General features: G+C 40.1%; 15 protein-coding genes. 12 read left to right on the forward strand and 3 right to left on the reverse strand.

Translation table 11 applies throughout. The features are described 5' to 3' along the window. Window positions 1-364 precede the first annotated feature (364 nt). The 3 genes from ACJJIV_RS19000 to ACJJIV_RS19010 are packed head-to-tail and all read left to right on the forward strand — an operon-like array spanning window position 365 to window position 5,906. Window positions 365-4,096 (forward strand): RHS repeat domain-containing protein, encoded by a 3,732-nt coding sequence (locus ACJJIV_RS19000; protein ID WP_444889969.1) that lies wholly within the window; start codon window positions 365-367, stop codon window positions 4,094-4,096. An 8-nt stretch (window positions 4,097-4,104) separates the two neighbouring features. Beyond that, window positions 4,105-5,445 (forward strand): polymorphic toxin-type HINT domain-containing protein, encoded by a 1,341-nt coding sequence (locus ACJJIV_RS19005; protein ID WP_444889970.1) that lies wholly within the window; start codon window positions 4,105-4,107, stop codon window positions 5,443-5,445. Next, entirely contained in the window at window positions 5,445-5,906 is a 462-nt protein-coding gene (locus ACJJIV_RS19010; protein WP_444889971.1) for a CPCC family cysteine-rich protein, read from the forward strand. Before ACJJIV_RS19005 ends, ACJJIV_RS19010 begins: the two co-directional genes overlap by 1 nt. A 46-nt stretch (window positions 5,907-5,952) precedes the next feature. Here ACJJIV_RS19010 and ACJJIV_RS19015 read toward each other — a convergent pair whose 3' ends face one another. Beyond that, on the reverse strand, window positions 5,953-6,054 hold the full coding sequence (locus tag ACJJIV_RS19015; protein WP_444891729.1) for a SymE family type I addiction module toxin: 102 nt from the start codon (window positions 6,052-6,054) through the stop codon (window positions 5,953-5,955). A gap of 749 nt (window positions 6,055-6,803) precedes the next feature. Between ACJJIV_RS19015 and ACJJIV_RS19020 the strand changes: the two genes are divergently transcribed. Together ACJJIV_RS19020 and ACJJIV_RS19025 are read left to right on the forward strand one after the other, a co-directional pair. Then, entirely contained in the window at window positions 6,804-7,136 is a 333-nt protein-coding gene (locus ACJJIV_RS19020) for a hypothetical protein (RefSeq protein WP_444889972.1), read from the forward strand. Window positions 7,137-7,413: 277 nt separating this feature from the next. Continuing rightward, entirely contained in the window at window positions 7,414-7,659 is a 246-nt protein-coding gene (locus tag ACJJIV_RS19025; protein WP_444891730.1) for a DUF5992 family protein, read from the forward strand. Between the two features lie 192 nt (window positions 7,660-7,851). On the opposite strand, the gene ACJJIV_RS19030 is transcribed toward ACJJIV_RS19025, so the two are convergent. Then, window positions 7,852-8,187 carry a hypothetical protein gene (locus ACJJIV_RS19030; protein ID WP_444889973.1) on the reverse strand — a complete coding sequence of 112 codons (336 nt, stop codon included), beginning with the start codon at window positions 8,185-8,187 and terminating at the stop codon, window positions 7,852-7,854. Between the two features lie 562 nt (window positions 8,188-8,749). Between ACJJIV_RS19030 and ACJJIV_RS19035 the strand changes: the two genes are divergently transcribed. The 3 genes from ACJJIV_RS19035 (at window position 8,750) to ACJJIV_RS19045 (ending at window position 10,439) form a co-directional block, all read left to right on the forward strand. Further along, complete coding sequence (locus ACJJIV_RS19035) at window positions 8,750-9,145, forward strand: hypothetical protein (RefSeq protein ID WP_444889974.1); 396 nt, start codon at window positions 8,750-8,752, stop codon at window positions 9,143-9,145. A 270-nt stretch (window positions 9,146-9,415) separates the two neighbouring features. After that, window positions 9,416-9,748 (forward strand): hypothetical protein, encoded by a 333-nt coding sequence (locus ACJJIV_RS19040; protein WP_444889975.1) that lies wholly within the window; start codon window positions 9,416-9,418, stop codon window positions 9,746-9,748. A 493-nt stretch (window positions 9,749-10,241) separates the two neighbouring features. After that, window positions 10,242-10,439, forward strand: coding sequence for a hypothetical protein (locus ACJJIV_RS19045; RefSeq protein ID WP_444889976.1), 198 nt, complete (start codon window positions 10,242-10,244; stop codon window positions 10,437-10,439). A 634-nt stretch (window positions 10,440-11,073) separates the two neighbouring features. Here the strand turns inward: ACJJIV_RS19045 and ACJJIV_RS19050 are convergent. Continuing rightward, complete coding sequence (locus tag ACJJIV_RS19050; protein ID WP_444889977.1) at window positions 11,074-13,140, reverse strand: S9 family peptidase; 2,067 nt, start codon at window positions 13,138-13,140, stop codon at window positions 11,074-11,076. A 138-nt stretch (window positions 13,141-13,278) separates the two neighbouring features. Here ACJJIV_RS19050 and ACJJIV_RS19055 point away from each other — a divergent pair, with 138 nt between their 5' ends. The 4 genes from ACJJIV_RS19055 (at window position 13,279) to ACJJIV_RS19070 (ending at window position 15,655) form a co-directional block, all read left to right on the forward strand. Further along, window positions 13,279-13,788 carry a hypothetical protein gene (locus tag ACJJIV_RS19055; protein ID WP_444889978.1) on the forward strand — a complete coding sequence of 170 codons (510 nt, stop codon included), beginning with the start codon at window positions 13,279-13,281 and terminating at the stop codon, window positions 13,786-13,788. A 1-nt stretch (window position 13,789) separates the two neighbouring features. Then, window positions 13,790-13,999 carry a helix-turn-helix domain-containing protein gene (locus ACJJIV_RS19060; protein ID WP_252082131.1) on the forward strand — a complete coding sequence of 70 codons (210 nt, stop codon included), beginning with the start codon at window positions 13,790-13,792 and terminating at the stop codon, window positions 13,997-13,999. A gap of 310 nt (window positions 14,000-14,309) precedes the next feature. Continuing rightward, window positions 14,310-15,395: a fibronectin type III domain-containing protein gene (locus ACJJIV_RS19065; RefSeq protein ID WP_444889979.1), complete on the forward strand. Its 1,086-nt coding sequence runs from the start codon at window positions 14,310-14,312 to the stop codon at window positions 15,393-15,395. Further along, window positions 15,392-15,655 (forward strand): DUF7660 family protein, encoded by a 264-nt coding sequence (locus tag ACJJIV_RS19070; protein ID WP_252082129.1) that lies wholly within the window; start codon window positions 15,392-15,394, stop codon window positions 15,653-15,655. The genes ACJJIV_RS19065 and ACJJIV_RS19070 overlap by 4 nt, the downstream gene beginning before the upstream one ends. Window positions 15,656-15,753 lie beyond the last annotated feature (98 nt).

A 15,753-nucleotide genomic window follows, 5' to 3' on the forward strand; every position in this document is an offset into this window, starting at 1 on the left:
TAAGTGTATTAGTCCATCGCCTTGTCATGCACTAAACGATGAATTGTTGAAATCTTATACGTAACATCAAGTAATGGGTGTAATAACTTCAATCCTGTTGGTGTGGCCGAGGTGGTGGTGTTTTCCTTTCCTCGTTTTAACTATGGAAGGTAGGGTTAGATCACCTTCCACTGAGCGTCGAGTAACCCTGACTTGAATCGCTCTCTACTGTGGCGTTTTCTAAGTAATTGCGTGAGAGTAACCAATTTGAGGTTGTGAAACAACTGCTAGAGAAAGCACGGTGACTGGATGCCTTGATGGTTTATAAATGTTCTTAAGTTTATAATAAAAGATCACTGAGTTAAATTTTGAGTAGGGAGACAGAATGAATAGATTATGGCTGATGATACCGCTTTTACTTTTTGCCGGTACAGTATTTTCTGAAGAAGAATATCAAGATCCTGGGGTTTATGAAAGCAGCCATTCCCAGACTGCCGAAGCACCATTTCCGATGATTGCCGGTGAAAACTTGGACCTTCGTACAGGTTCAAGTTATTGGGAGATCCCTGGTCCTGCTATTCCTGGGCAGGGAGGGTTAGATGTCCGCGTGAATTTTTCGTTTAATAAGAGTAATGAGAGTGGTTACTATAATCTAGGTAGTTGGGATTTGGAGATTCCACGGATTGAGATAGCAGCAAGAACACATGTATATGGGCATACCAGAGGCAGTTACAATAATAGAAACAAAGCTTGTGAAGACCCCTATACGAAAGGTTCAGATTTTTTTGGGGTGCCAGATGGTAAAAGAAGCCCTATAAGTTTAATTATGCCTGGTCTTGCGCCACAAGTAGTGCTGGAAAGGGACGCTTCCGCAAATATATATCCACCATCAGTTAAATATGTTACGACACAAAATTATATAATTTCATGCTCGGATAATGGTGCAACCTTTAAGGTGGTTTCTCCAGAGGCGATCACATATGAATTTAATGTCTTAAGTTCTACTACTGGATTTTTTGGGTGGAGAGATTACCCTGCATTTCTAACTATCTATCCAAGTAAGATATATGATTTATGGGGTAACAAATTAACATTCAGCTACTATGATAGCCATGAAGTTATGGAAGCTAGAGCGTTCCATACTCGAAAAGTGATCGATAAAATCCAGTCTAATGATGGTAGGCTAATTGATTTTACTCATTCATCAGAAGCAAACCCAAAACTAGAAAAAATAACGGCTGGTGATCGAACCTGGAAATTCAAATATGAGGGTGCAACTACAGCGTCCAAGTATTTAGAAGGAATAGTATTACCTGATGGTTCAAAGTGGGAAGTGAAATATGATAAGCATGCAAGGGGAGATTGGAATGATTCTTCGATAGGGGTTTTACCTGATAAGGTTAATTCGACAAGCTCATCAAAGAAAAAGTATGCTATCAAGGAAATAAAAACTCCAACAGGAGCAAAGTTAAATTATACATATATAGGTATCGATAAGAAATATTGGGGCCTGAAAGCCTGCTGTGCTGATACTCCAGCGGTAAAGACAAGAACTTTGAGTGGCAGCGACATACTGTCACATACATCGACCTTCAACTATTCTCAGCAGCAAAATAAAACGATTTCACGCACAGAAATTGAGTCTGGTGGTAGGAAGGATACTTTTGATTTTCATAGAAATGTCTGGCAGCACGGACTTCTTGAGAGTCACACTGTTTATGAAAATGGCACACGGGTACTAAAAAAGGGCTATGAATGGGGGCGAGGAGGTAGAATTGGTAGAACCTATCTTGAGAATGAGCATGAGAGTGGTCAATCCCTGCGCTGGGTAAAAAATATAGAAACCTTAATTTCTGGGAAGACGTTAAAAGTAACTTATTCCGGACATGATAAACTCGGGAACCCTAGAAAGATCTCGGAAAATGGTACAAGAGCAAGAGTAACGAATTTCTCTTACCATAATGATACCTCGAATTGGTTTGTAGGTAGGGTGAAAAGCATATCTGTAGACGGCGTTTCGGATGTTACTTCTTACACTTACGAAAAAAATAAAGTCAAGACTGTTACAGATAATAAGTTAACACAGACCTTCTATTACCACAGTAATGGTAATGTCAAAGAAACAAGAAGAACAGTTGGTGGAATTCTGGAGAGGGAATATTACAGTGATTACTATCGAGGTATCCCTAGAAAAGTTACAGATGCTGATGATCATATAACTGTAACCAAGGTTGATTACTTCGGGAATACCAAGCGTATTGATGATCCCGAAGATAACTGGGTTGAATATGAGTATGATTCAATAGGTAGGGTTTCTAGGGAAAGGCGGCCAGGAAGGGCGGATATTATTATATCGTGGCCTTCTACCACTCAGAAAAATACTTCACAAGGCAATTATAGAAATATAGAAAAGTATAATGCTTTAGGGCAGGCCAAATATTCAAAATCCTGGGATACTGCTTATTCATCCGAACCTGTTATTGTAAATAAACAATATACAAACCGTGGGGGCCTTCATTTTACCTCCTGGCCTTCTGATGTAGAGGGTGAAGCAAAAGGGGTTAAACAGTATTACGATGTTTTGGATCGCTTGGTAAAAACGACCAACACCACTACAGGAAAGAGTAAGACCATCTGTTATGGTGCAGCGTGCATTCAGTCTGGTGAACCCTCCATTGGGTATGGCATTAGAACAGTCAATGAAAAAGGTGTTAAAACCATCTTAGACTTTGAAGTTTATGGAAGTCCAAGTGAAACATATCTAAAAAATCTCTATCGCCAAAAATCACTGGGTGTAAATAGTTTTGTTAAAACCTCTCACTCTCGCAATACCAAGGGGCAGCTGGTTTCTGTTGCTCAGGGTGGTATTACTGAGTCCTATACTTTAAAGCCTGGAACACGATACGTAGAGAAGATTACGCGCCCGGAATTGACAATAAATAATGCCTTAAATGAAAAGGGGCAGGTGGTTGAGAGATGGTTTAATAATGATAGATCACAGCTAGCGCGATTTAAATACACTAAAGCTGGCAGGCTAGAAAGTATTGATTATCCTGCAGCAACTTATGATGTGCTTTTTGACTATTATAAAAATGGCGCTATGAAACGTGCTCGCAGGGTAAATAGCGCTAATAATCCTACACACAACTTAAGTGACTGGAATTACAGTTATTATCAGGATGGAAGCCTAAAAAGCGAAAACCTGTCTGTAGGAGGGGATACCTTTGGTTTAGTTTATTCCTATACTCCCCAGGGAAATGTAAATACCATTACTTATCCATCAGGAGAAAAAATCAACCATTCTACAGATGGTATGGGTCGAGATCGGGCGTTATACAGTGACTATCCAAGTAAGGCAGACCGATACTTAGTTAATAGTGTTGCATATCACCCCAATAATTCTATAGAGAGAATAAATTTTACCAATGGTCTTTCTCAAAGTTATGGTATAGATTCCCAGAAGCGAATTGATAGTGTATCTGTACCTGGCAAGGTGAATCTCAAGTATGGGTTTGATTATTTAAATAATATTGAATCTATTACTGACTATATGGAAGGTGGGAGAAAAGATCACTTTTCCTATGATGGATTAAATAGGCTTGATACTGCAAATGGTCGATGGGGTAGCTATAAATATACCTATAGTGATTCCGGAAATATCCTTAATCGGTATAAGGCTGGTAGTAGCACTCTGTCGTATAAATATGATTCAAAAAACTTGCTACGTTCAGTCTCTGGACCCTTTGCATCTTCATATAACTATGACAGCCAGGGTAATGTCATCTATAACTCAAAAAATCATTTCATCTACGATTTTGCAGGCAATGCACTGGGTATGGGGGAAACGAGTAAGGCAGATGACTGGGTTTATGAATATGATGCGCATAACAAGCGTGTAATCAACTATGCCGGTAGGGGTGAATACGTGTCTATGTATAACCGTGATGGAAAGTTGATGGCTGAAATGGATACCAATGGAAACATCAGTGAATATTACTACCTGAATGGTGAACTTATTACAAGGCGGGATAATTGTGTTTCGTTTTCTGATGCCCAGGGAAATTGCAGGACCAAGGTTGAATGGATTCTTCCTGCAATTACCATGATGCTGAACTAGGGGGATATATGAAAAAAATAGTAACAGCACTTTTAATTCTTACAGCTGCACTGCTTTCCTCCTTCGTTGCTGCTGAAGAGAAGCTTACGTTTTATCATAATGATATGCTCGGTTCACCAGTAGCCGCTTCAAATGAAAAAGGAGAGCTTCTCTGGAAGGAGTCTTATGAGCCATATGGTAAGAGGGCTGGAGGCGAACAGAGCCTAAACCACCGGGGTTATACTGGCCATGTAGAGGATGCCAACACTGGCCTTGTATATATGCAGGCCCGCTATTACGATCCATTAATTGGCCGTTTTTATTCCATTGATCCCGTTGGTTATTTAGGGCATCTGGAAAGAGGCAATCCTATCCAGGGGATGAATCGTTACGCCTATGCAAATAATAACCCCTATAAATACAATGATCCTGATGGCGAATTTATTAATTTTGCTGTCAAATTTGCGGCAGATGTAGCCTTAGGAGCTGCCTTAAACTATGCGGAAACGGGCTCTTTCAACTTACTGGGGGCAACACAAGACGCTGCCATCGGTGTATTGAATCCCGCAAAAACCTTGCAAAAAGCCAGGCGTGTCGCAAAGCTCTTTAAACGCGGAGGATGTAGCTTTACGCCGGAAACCCTAGTCCTGACCCAGGAAGGCTATAAGTCGATTATAGAAATCCACGTTGGAGATATTGTTCTTTCTAAAAATGACTTAACAGGAGAAGTTGCTTGGCGTGAAGTGACCGATACCTTTAAGGATTGGCACCAGGAGACGATCACCTTCACCGTTGTCGATGAAAATGGTGTCCAGGAGACTATCACCACCACAGCGGAGCACCCTTTTTATGTAACGGGTCAGGGGTGGCTACCCGCAGGTGAAGTGGGAGTGGATACTGTTTTTGCCGGCTCTTCTGCTGAAAGTGCGATTAGGGTTGTTGATATTGATGTTAACCAGTCGCCCCAATATGCCTATAATTTTACCGTAGAAACGGACCATACATATTTTGTCAGCAAGACGGATATTTGGGTTCATAATACATGTGATTTAAATATTACAAAGTGGGCGCCAGGAAAACAGCTTTGGTCAAAAGGAAAGTTAAAAACGCACTTTGAAAAACATGGTGCTGAGTTCGGCGCTAAAAATTCGAAGGAATATAGTGAAAAAGCTCTTAAATTTGGTGCGAGAAAAAATAATGGTGACCTAGTTGAAACGACGAGTGGAGCTTTTAGCTATCGATTCGAGCCGTCCACAAACACTATTTTCGTGGGGACAAATGCAGGCGGGAAAATAAAATCATTTTATAAGTGGGACGGTCGAAGTGATGATGTTGTTATTAATACTCTAAAAGAGGCTGGCAAATTATAATGAAAACAATATCTAGAGAGGAAGTTGTTAAGCTTGTTACGAAATGTCGTTTAACTTTTAATTCTCGCGATGAACTTTTGGAGTTTCTGGAGGATGTAGGTGACGGTGAGGTTGAGCTTGAAAATAAAGTTTTTGAGGCGCTATCAGAATTATACATGGGTGTAAGCAATGGTTACTTGTCAGAACTTTATGAAGGGGTGACGGGTAAGAAAGTTGAAGTTATAGGCGATATTGCCGAAATGTTTCAGTGCCCCTGTTGCAACTACAAAACGCTTTCCGAAATTTATAATCAAGAGGATGGTACTGGTTATGATATTTGTGACTACTGTAACTGGGAGGATGACGGAACAGTAGATATAGATTCTCCTAGTAGTGTAAATAAAGGTTGTATAAAAGAATATAGAGATAAGATCAAAGCGCGGCCAAATTTATTTTATAGAAATAAGTGGTTAAGAAATTAAATTTAGTACTTGTTAGAGTGGCCCCGCATTCGCGGGGTTTTCTTCTTTAAGTCACAGTAAAAATTAAATTTTTGCTATACACCTCTATGGGGTGTTGCGCTCCAATCTCAAATCCCGCTTCCTCTAACCATAACCCTCGTAAATTAATCTAAGGAAAGCGCCTGAGCCTGAATTATTTTTCAATGGTGGGTAAGTGGTGGACTGCACCGTGACTTGTTTGGTCGTTGGTGAATTTATCGCCTTATAAGGCGTGCGAGGTTCCTACACCAACCATAGGCAGGTAGAATGGTCGATAGTCATAATAACCTCGTAACAGGTTGTTGTGATTAGCTGGTACTGGGTGTTGGCGCACCCTTGATCAGCGCTTAGTTTACTTGGCGGTCTTTTTAGTGGCGGACTGCCTCTTCATGGATTGCTTGGTCTGATGTTTAAGAGTTAACCCTTCAAGCATATTATGTGCGGTCTGTTTATCTTCCTCATCAAATTGACTGACAGCTTCAAATTGGAGCTTTTAGGCATTGTCAACCCTCGTAAATCTTTCCCGAAGGTCAGCCCATCAAGGCTGACATACAGTATTAATGCGATCATCTCCAAGACCTCAAGCGATGGTTTATCCTTACCTTATTCATAGTGTCGTACTTGATTGACGTGAATGCTCATTAGTATTTACGAAGCCCGTGTATGCGGGCTTTTACTTCCAGTTGAAAATTTTGTTAAGTAGTGGTTCAATAATTTTCATATATTCATAGAGTTTAACAATGGGGTTGCTTTTTAGCTTATGATTATGAGTCGGCCTACGTTGGTGATTTTTGAAGGTTTCTTGCGTCAAAAATGATTGTTAGATCATATAACTTGATACATTTATAAGTATTGTGAAATTCTAAGGTTAAGTTGATAGTGAAAAAATTTTTACTCATAGCTATTGGAGTAATGTTAAGCACCCAGGCACTTGCGTTATCCTTAACAAATACAGGAACAATTATAGAGATTAACTCATATACTGATTATGGCAATGGTGATGTGCTTATCTATTTTGATACCGGATTAGATGCTTGCCCAAGTGGTGGCTATATCAGCCCAACTATGCCGGGATATAAAACAGCACTTTCCATTGCCCTTACTGGCTACACAGCAGAAAGAGATGTGAGGATGGAAGTTTTTACAAGTAACCTATGGTCTGGAACTTCATCAAATAAATTCTGTGCCATACGTAGAATTGACCTTAAATAGGCGGTTAAAACTATTTCAAGAGTGTGGTAAGGCTAGCTTAAAATTGTCAAGCTTTGCCACATCTCAGTTATTTTATTTTATATGCATAACTGCTCACGGTAGTCCGAAAGATTTAAAGCCAGATGAGGATTGATTTACCAATCTGACAATGTCAGGAAGGCATATGAAGCCACGTTCGTTTATTAATCTTATACAAATGAGTGCAGGCTTAGACTGATGCTCTCAAATTGCTAATTTGAAGTGGGTGTGAAGAAAAGGATTAAAGTTTAAGAATAAAATTTCTTACCACTGCGATGGTGTTTTTAGAAATGTATTAGCAGCACCAGGATATATTGCGCAAGATATTGAAATTGTTTCTGTAGCAAATATGGATGTAAACGTAACGTCCTTTACTTTAAAAACAGCTAATGCCACTGGCATATGGAGTGGTGAGTCCATCACATTTCCCTTATCGATTACTGGTGATGCGGGAAATAATGAGAGTATTCATCAGCATGCCTATAGCAGGGCGTTAATGGCCTAGGCTTTAGAGTTAAAGTCACTGTTTATTGCAATGAAGACTCTTCTATTTGCAGTAAGACTACCTATATTGAAGTCTTCAAATAAAGTAATAATGTCTTTCTTACTTAGATTGAACTCCTCCCTGATGGGAGGAGCAGTCATGATATTTCACCGTACTTTTAGTGATTAATTTGCGGAGGCTAGTAGCGACCTATTACTCAGCAGAATCTATACTGACATATCGGATAAGTACATAATCATGGTCGTCGCTACAGCTAATACTGTTGTCTTCAAATTCGAGTTTCACTTTCTTTCCTGACATCTGGGCGGACAACAACATACTGAATTGTCTGTCATGCAGCTTAGAATAAGAATCACCACCAAAGCCAAGCTTGGCGCTTCCATTCATACCGCTGATATTCACTTGGGTTCCTTCTCCTGTAGCCCTGGTTACTAAACGAGTAACTTCACCGGTACAGGTATGGAAGCCAGCTGCAAGGCTAGACTGGGAGATAAGTACTAAACCAATCATGGCGAAAAGTTTTCTCATCTTTTACTCTCTGAGGTTTGGTGGTGGAGGCTTTCTATCAGATATTTATTGCCGATTATACAGTAAATCTTTGGTGTGATTTGAGACTCATAGGTTCTATTTTCTCAATTTATTATGCAGGTCTACAAATTGAGTGTTGTTTCCTTGGTGACCTGTTGCTTAAGAAGTGAGTAGGTGGTTCTGAGGTCGGGTGTTACTTAGGCGATTCAAATTTCGAATTACGAAATAGGCCATTTTTGATTCTGGGGCTATCTTTGTTAGGTATATAAAATAGTTTAATTGGTTGACACAGGTTTCTGCATTCGAGTTGCCATTCCCTGAAAAGTAAATATGTAAGTTTCTCTCAGAATTGGAGTGTTAAGCTTCTGCAGATATCTGAAGTAGCTTTCTTACTTGGTTCTATCTAATCGGCCGACTCTTGCCGAACTGAAAGCTCAAATGTGATATTATCTCCCAAGGGTGCGCACCTTTTTATTTTTGCCCTTTGGTGACGGGGAGTTAATAAGGTGTGCCGTATTTAAAAGTCCCTTAACTCAAAATTTAAATGTAGCGCGAAGTAGATATGAATAGTAAATTAAGACAATATATTTTAAAGGCCGGGAGAGTGATTCTGCCGGGGCTGCTTTTTGCCTCAGGTGCCGCCTACTCTGGCACCGAATGTACCGGTAAAGTAACTACGGTAGAAATTGCGTTAAACGGAAATGTTAACGCCAGTATAAAAGACAGTGGTAGCGGCACTAATTTTCATAGTGTCGCACTTTGCAGGATCACAGAGGATTTAGAAGGCGGGTTCAAGCAAGAATCCTGTAAGGCAGCTTTTTCTCTTTTAACCACTGCGCATGCAACTGGTAAGAGTGTGACCTTGTGGTTTAGTGAAGATAAGTTTTCTTCCTGCTCACAGTCATGGGGGGAGATTTGGTCGCAAGGATTTTACCATCTTCGCCTTAAAGAAAGTTAAAGGCTGCGGCATATACTACTTAATCATAATCAGTGAAAAAACTTTAAATACCTATCTAATTACTATAGAAAATGAGGCAGTAATCAAAGCGGGCACTTATTAATGACTAAGTTATCACAGTCATACCGACTAGCGATAATATGTATATTTATATTGGTAGCCTGGATGATGAAGTTAATATTTTACTTGTTTAATGGAAAGAGTTAGCACTTCATGCTGGTCATGAAGCTGGTCAAATAGATGCTAAGAAAATGGTAAGCTGAGTAATAAATGAAGAAAATATTAGTAGCGATTGTTGGAATAGTGCTTAACTCCAAGGTGTTAGCATTATCTTTAACTAATATGGGGGAAATCAAGGAAATTAATTCATATACTGATTATGGTAATGGTGATGTGCTTATCTATTTTGATACTGGATTAAATGCGTGCCCCAGCGGTGGCTATATCAGTCCAAGTATGCCGGGATATAAAACTGCACTTTCTATAGCCCTCACGGGCTATACGGCACAAAGAAATGTGAGGATGGAGGTTTTTACGAGCAACTTATGGTCTGGAACTTCATCAAAACAATTCTGCGCCATTCGTAGAATTGATCTAAAGTAGGCTCTGCAAAAGAATTATTTTAAGGTTTTAGTAAGGTTTGATTTCTAATGGTCAGGTCTTACTAGGGCCAATAACTTTATTTTTTATGTTTAATGTATGTGTATTGCAGGTCGATATAGAAGGAAAATTTTGCTCCGGCTAATAAATACAAAGTCTTGTTACGGTATATCTTATAAGTTGCTGGTCAATCCAGGATTTTTTTCTTCAGATTGATACTTATCTGTAACCAACGAATGTTTTCGTTATTGACGTCTGATTTTCTGGGGTGTTTTAGAAGCGTCAAACCATTTGAGTTTTCTGAGATGGTACGATTAAATACTCGGTTATAGTGCCTAGTGATTAACGGCTGTTTAAATGTGCTATTAATATACATCTATTTCTATAACGTGCTCAATAAAGATCAAATAACGGTTGAAAATGCCTCGGCTGAGCTTATCCAAGAATTCATATTTTCTCCGCAGATGCTAGCTATGATCCTACTAGGCGCTGTACTTTGAGAGGTAAATATACCTACCGCCTACTCGATTTGCCCGACGTGCAGGATAGCAAGAGTGGTACACTGATCGGCCTGTACCACCATATCGATGATCACTTGAAGTGGCGGCACAGCTTCACCGATTTTTCCGATGATCTCACCCTGCTGAATTACGAAAGCCAGGGGATGTTTTTGAATATTTTTGGCAAGTTGTGATTTTATGAATTTGAGGGGTGGCCAGAAATCTGAATAAACTGCTAGTTAAGTTGATGTTGGATTTAGTAATTAAGTTGTTACATCAGGTTCCTTTAACTTGAAGATTTGTTTTTACTCACAGTACGAAAAAATGAAGGCTCGGTGGAGTATTTGTACTTAGTTAGATCTTTTTTTTGTGGAATTATCCGATCAGCTTCATTAACTTATTATCACTAAGGCGTAGAGAAGTGAGGCTTCTAATCGCTGCTAAGTAGTGTACTTATCTCTTTCTAGAAAATAGAGGCGTAGCTGTACTCAATTCGGTTTTCTAGGCTTTTTAGATTCAAGCTTTACTTGAATGAATATTCCAAGTGGGCGGTGGCCTATTAGCTAACTCATGATTTCTATTAGCTGGTTGTGTATATGGATCATAATTCTATCTAAATAGAAAATGAAATGACCGTGGGGTATTTTCTACTATTGAGGTTGGAATACTAAGGGCTAGGGGGGGGCGGAGTTTCTTGCGATGTTCGTTAGAAGCTGGAATGATCTAATTTTAAAGTAGCCTGTCTTTGGCCGATATTGATTAATATCGGCCAAAGACAGGCGTGCTATGTTGGCAATCAAATTAAGATCGCAAGAAATCGGCTTGAGATTATTGCTTGGCTAATTTTGATATATCGACTTCAAGCCCTGCCAGGTGAGCAGTAAGCTCCTCAGGGATTTCAGGATTCAATTCACCACCAAGGTGCTCAGCAAGAAACTCTTCCATCTTTATTAAATAAGCCATCAGGTTATTTCGCTTGCTAAATCCATGCCCCTCATCTTTAGCTAAAATATACTCGACAGCCAAATCTTTTTGATACATTTTTATAGCAATTTGATCAGACTCAAGCTGAGTAACACGAGGATCATTTGCACCTTGCACCAACAGTAAAGGAGCTTTAATTTGATCAGTAAAGTTTATAGGTGATCTGTTTTGCATATCTTCTCGATCAGCTTGTACCAATGGGTCACCGATTGCTTTTAATCTGTGAGAAAGAAATTCTCGTTCATACTCCGGGAATGATTCTATCAATGTGATTAAACTTGATGGACCTACAAAAGATATGGCGGCTGCATATACATCTGGGGTGAAAGTCAACCCAGAAAGTGCCGCATAGCCTCCATAAGAGCCACCCATGATGGCCACTCTATTTTTGTCTGCAATACCTTGTTCTACTAAATACTCAACACCATCCGTCAGATCGTGTTGCATCCCACCGGTTCCCCACTGGCGATTGCCCAAAGCAATAAAGGTTTCCCCGAAGCCTGCAGATGCGCGAAAGTTGGGTTGCAACACGGCATAGCCACGATTTGCTAACAGTTGAGACACACGGTTGAAAAAGTCAGCACCAAGTCTCCAGTAATCTCTATACCAAGGGCCACCATGCGGCAATACTACTAGCGGTAACTGACTACTCTTGCCTTTAGGTAGCGTTAAATAGGCCTGGATGGCGATGCCATCACGGGCTTCATAGGTAATAGAACGTCTTTCTGCCAGAGATTCAGGGTTTAACTTTGTATCTTTATCAATCAAGCGCGTTAGCGACTGGTCTGTTTGATTGTAGGTATAAAAAGCTCCCAGATCGACATCGCTAGCAATGTCCAACAACCAAATGCCAGACTCTTCATTTATAGAGATAACATCGATCTCTACTCTGCGAGTAAACTGAGTAGTGATAAATTGCCAGTGTTTTTGGAATTCCTTACTAATCGGATAATCTTCTCGGTATCCATAGTAGTAAGAAACCAGCTGAAGCTCACCATCTTTATTGAAAAGACTCTTGTAAACATCAGCACGTTTATTGGGGTCTGTATGCACATCAGTAATTTCTCTTGAGGCCAGGTTCAATTGCTTTAACCCCGATGTGTCTGCCTCACCGTAACTAGACTCGAAATAGACTCTCTCGAGATCTGAATTATAACTGGACAGGTGTAAGATTTCTCCCGGCTCAGTTTTCAGAGACTTTTGCCAGGATTTATTCTTGTGAATAAATAATTCCATGGATGAATCCGGGTTGGACCTTACACCGGCAACAGGAATTCCCTCTTTGTCTATCAGCACATCATGGAAGTGCTGATTATTCGACATTATTGATGTCAACTTACCAGTTTGGGTGTTCAACTGATAAAAACTTAACAGCTTTGGATCGTCGTGATTAGCGAAGAGGGTTAGACTGTTGGGCTTTTCTGAAGCTTGCCCTAAAATTATGTATCTCGCGCTGTCTTTTGAGGTTAATTTTTGGGTGTCGAGCAAACTTAGATCTTTATCTTTTACCTCCAGATCCAATCTGTAGATCTGGTGCAGTTCATTCCCTTTCGAGTCTTTAGAGACATACATACCGAGCTGATGCTTATCCCAATAAAAGCTATCTGCGCCGTCGGCAAAAGCGGTCAATGGGAAGGCATCTTCAACACTTCCGTTACTCGGCATTACATAGATATTCGGTGCTCCATTGTATTGCTGGAGCCAAGCTAGCCATTGCCCATCAGATGATAGTTTGACCCCACTAATTGCAGAGTCATTAAAGAAGCTCTCAACAGGGAGTAGCTTCTGCTGAATTTCTGCCGATGCTGAATCCTCCACGAGGAGGTTCACACTACAGCCACTAAATGCGGCTGCAAGACTCAGCCAACAGATGGCTTTGCGTACTGACCAGCGATGATTTTGTAATTCCATGAGTTTTACTCCTTATCAACAATGACTACACGGATACTGTAGATAAGCAATAAATTATTGTAAAGCAATAATTTATTGCTTAATTGCGAAAATATTATATTGTTGTATAATGCCTGCCTATCCAGTGGGAGCAAAATTGTGAACTACAAGATCCAGGTTTTAAGTACACGTCTACGTTGGGCAATCGTGGTAATTAGCCTTATTGCTGTTACTAGCTTACCAATCATTTATTTTTTCTATGATATAAATGGCTTCAATAGTAGTAATCCAGTTTTTCAAGAGTTGTGGGGGTTAGGTGATCAGTTCAGACCGATGCTAATCCTCGGCCAATTGCCAACTTTTGTGCTTTCCGGTTTGTTTATCTACTGGCTTTGGCGACTTTTTGGGCAGTATGCCAAGGGTGATTATTTTGGTAAGGAGAGTGACCGATGCTATCTATGGCTAGTTTGGCTATATGGAGTTTCAATCCCATTAGGTATGTTGGAGTCGCTGTGGCTTAGTTATCTATCGTATGTGCATAATAATGAGTTTACTTTATTCTTTGCACTCGATATTGGCAGGCTATTTACATTGTTCGTGCTAGTGAGCGTCCTCTATATTTTGCGTGCAGCAAAACAAATCGATCAAGAAAACAAAGAGTTTGTTTAGCATGGCTATCATTGTCAATCTCGATGTAATGCTGGCCAAGCGAAAAGTCAGTTCAAAGTCGTTGGCAGCAGAGATAGGAATTACTGAGGCTAATCTTTCCCTACTGAAGCGTGGTAAAGTGAAGGGCGTTAGGTTTGACACCCTATCGGCAATATGTGAGGCACTAGAGTGTCAGCCAGGTGATATTTTAGAGTTCAGGCGGGATGAGTGACTTGTTCACTGGATTTTTTATAGGTAAAGGTTAAGGGGCTAGGTTATAGCCAATTAAAATTTCGCCAGAATCTAACATTAGTGTACGGAGTTACCTTTATGAATTAACTCATAGACTCCGTATATCTGCATACATTGTATTACTTTCCTAAACATTTTTTCCGTAGTGGTTCATTAACTTCCCACACTTAAAGCTGACCAGTAATTCAGCAGCTATCTTCTTTTATGGCTAAGCTATACCCTATAATTGTTAGCCGCAATATGGCAATTGGTAGTTTCCACTCATCAATATAAGTTTTCGGGTGATAGTAGTGGCCTTTAAACTGCATATCATTGCATATTTATATTTACTTTCTTTTTCCCTTATAGCTTTTGCTAATAACTTTTCTGGTCAGTCAACCCTTGTGGTGGCACCGCCCTCTGAAGTTGAAATGGCTGTCTCGGAAATGAAAAGTCGAACTGGGGATATAACGTTAACTTGGCATCCTCCCCCAGAGACGGTAGACAGCTATGAGCTTGTAAAGCAAAACAATGATGGAGATTGGTCTAAGCCCATAAAAATTGCTGGGCATTCTTATCGGGTTAAAAAGCTATCTACAGGATCTTGGGGGTTTAAGGTCCGGGCTTGTAATAGTAGTGGATGTGGCGCTTACTCCAATGAAAAGTGGGTAAATGTAGCTATCCCACCTTCTTCGCCAAGAAATGTTACCGCTTCTGGTGCCGAGGGAGAGGGAGTTCAGCAGGTACAGCCTCCTGTACAGTCAGCCCCCTTATCAGTGATTACAGCTTCAGACAATCCAGAATCTCATGGAACGGTCAAAGTTCAATGGGAAGCTCCAGATACTGGAGCAAAAGTATCAGGGTATGAAATTGAACAGTGTAAAGATGATTGCGCAACATGGTCCTCAGTCTATATGGGAGCAAAAGCTGTTTCAGTAACCCTCCCAATTGAAAAAAATAATCGATTAAAGAGTGGCTCTTACAAGTTTCGAGTTCGGTCTTATGCTACGGGAGGTCGTTTTACGTCCTACAGTAAATGGGTAGCATCCCCAAGGATTGCTGTGATCCGAAAGGGGCTGATAAATCCCAAAGAAGTTAGATTTACCCAGGATAGTATTAAGCCAACGTTTTCAAATGGTCGTAAAGTTGAAGATTTAATTCAAAGTCTTAAAGAGGGTAAAGTAACTGCGTATGATGTTCCTCCTATTCGGGTCTTTGGTCGTGACGGAAAGATTTACTCCCTGGATAATAGAAGGCTCAAAGCTTTCCAAGAGGCGAATAAGCCGATAAGAATAATTCCCGCCACATCAGAGGAGTTATCTACCAGATCATTTAAGTTTACCAGTCGTAACGATGGTACATCTATTCGTATCCGTGAAGAAGGTGAAGATCGATGAAATCACTAGATCTGCCAAATAAGCTGGGTGAAATTAAAACAAGGGCTGATTTTTCCAGTTTCATTTTGGATGTACTTGAAGATTTCAAAAATAACGCATCAACCTGGGAAAATACTGATTTAGCCAATTTTCTCGAAGCAATGGCTGCATGGACGGAAGATATGGATGGATTCTATGCAAATCAAGGGAAGGGTATGCCTGAAAATGTTCAGTGGAAAGTCTTTGCTGAAATTATTTATGCAGCAAGAATTTATGAATGATTTGCCAGGGAATCCTACTTATCTCCTAGGATAATATGTTTAGATATTAATAGGCGGTTATCCTGGAGCTTGCCAAATGTTTTCCATTGGTGATTAGG

It is taken from the genome of Microbulbifer mixtoriginis (SeqCode) (genome assembly GCF_052466765.1).

Excerpts from the sequence above, each read along its gene's own strand:
- ACJJIV_RS19000 (WP_444889969.1), top strand. The coding sequence starts at position 365 with ATGAATAGATTATGGCTGATGATACCGCTTTTACTTTTTGCCGGTACA.
- ACJJIV_RS19035 (WP_444889974.1), top strand. The coding sequence starts at position 8,750 with ATGAATAGTAAATTAAGACAATATATTTTAAAGGCCGGGAGAGTGATT.
- ACJJIV_RS19030 (WP_444889973.1), bottom strand. The coding sequence starts at position 8,187 with ATGAGAAAACTTTTCGCCATGATTGGTTTAGTACTTATCTCCCAGTCT.
- ACJJIV_RS19005 (WP_444889970.1), top strand. The coding sequence starts at position 4,105 with ATGAAAAAAATAGTAACAGCACTTTTAATTCTTACAGCTGCACTGCTT.
- ACJJIV_RS19010 (WP_444889971.1), top strand. The coding sequence starts at position 5,445 with ATGAAAACAATATCTAGAGAGGAAGTTGTTAAGCTTGTTACGAAATGT.
- ACJJIV_RS19060 (WP_252082131.1), top strand. The coding sequence starts at position 13,790 with ATGGCTATCATTGTCAATCTCGATGTAATGCTGGCCAAGCGAAAAGTC.
- ACJJIV_RS19070 (WP_252082129.1), top strand. The coding sequence starts at position 15,392 with ATGAAATCACTAGATCTGCCAAATAAGCTGGGTGAAATTAAAACAAGG.
- ACJJIV_RS19040 (WP_444889975.1), top strand. The coding sequence starts at position 9,416 with ATGAAGAAAATATTAGTAGCGATTGTTGGAATAGTGCTTAACTCCAAG.
- ACJJIV_RS19050 (WP_444889977.1), bottom strand. The coding sequence starts at position 13,140 with ATGGAATTACAAAATCATCGCTGGTCAGTACGCAAAGCCATCTGTTGG.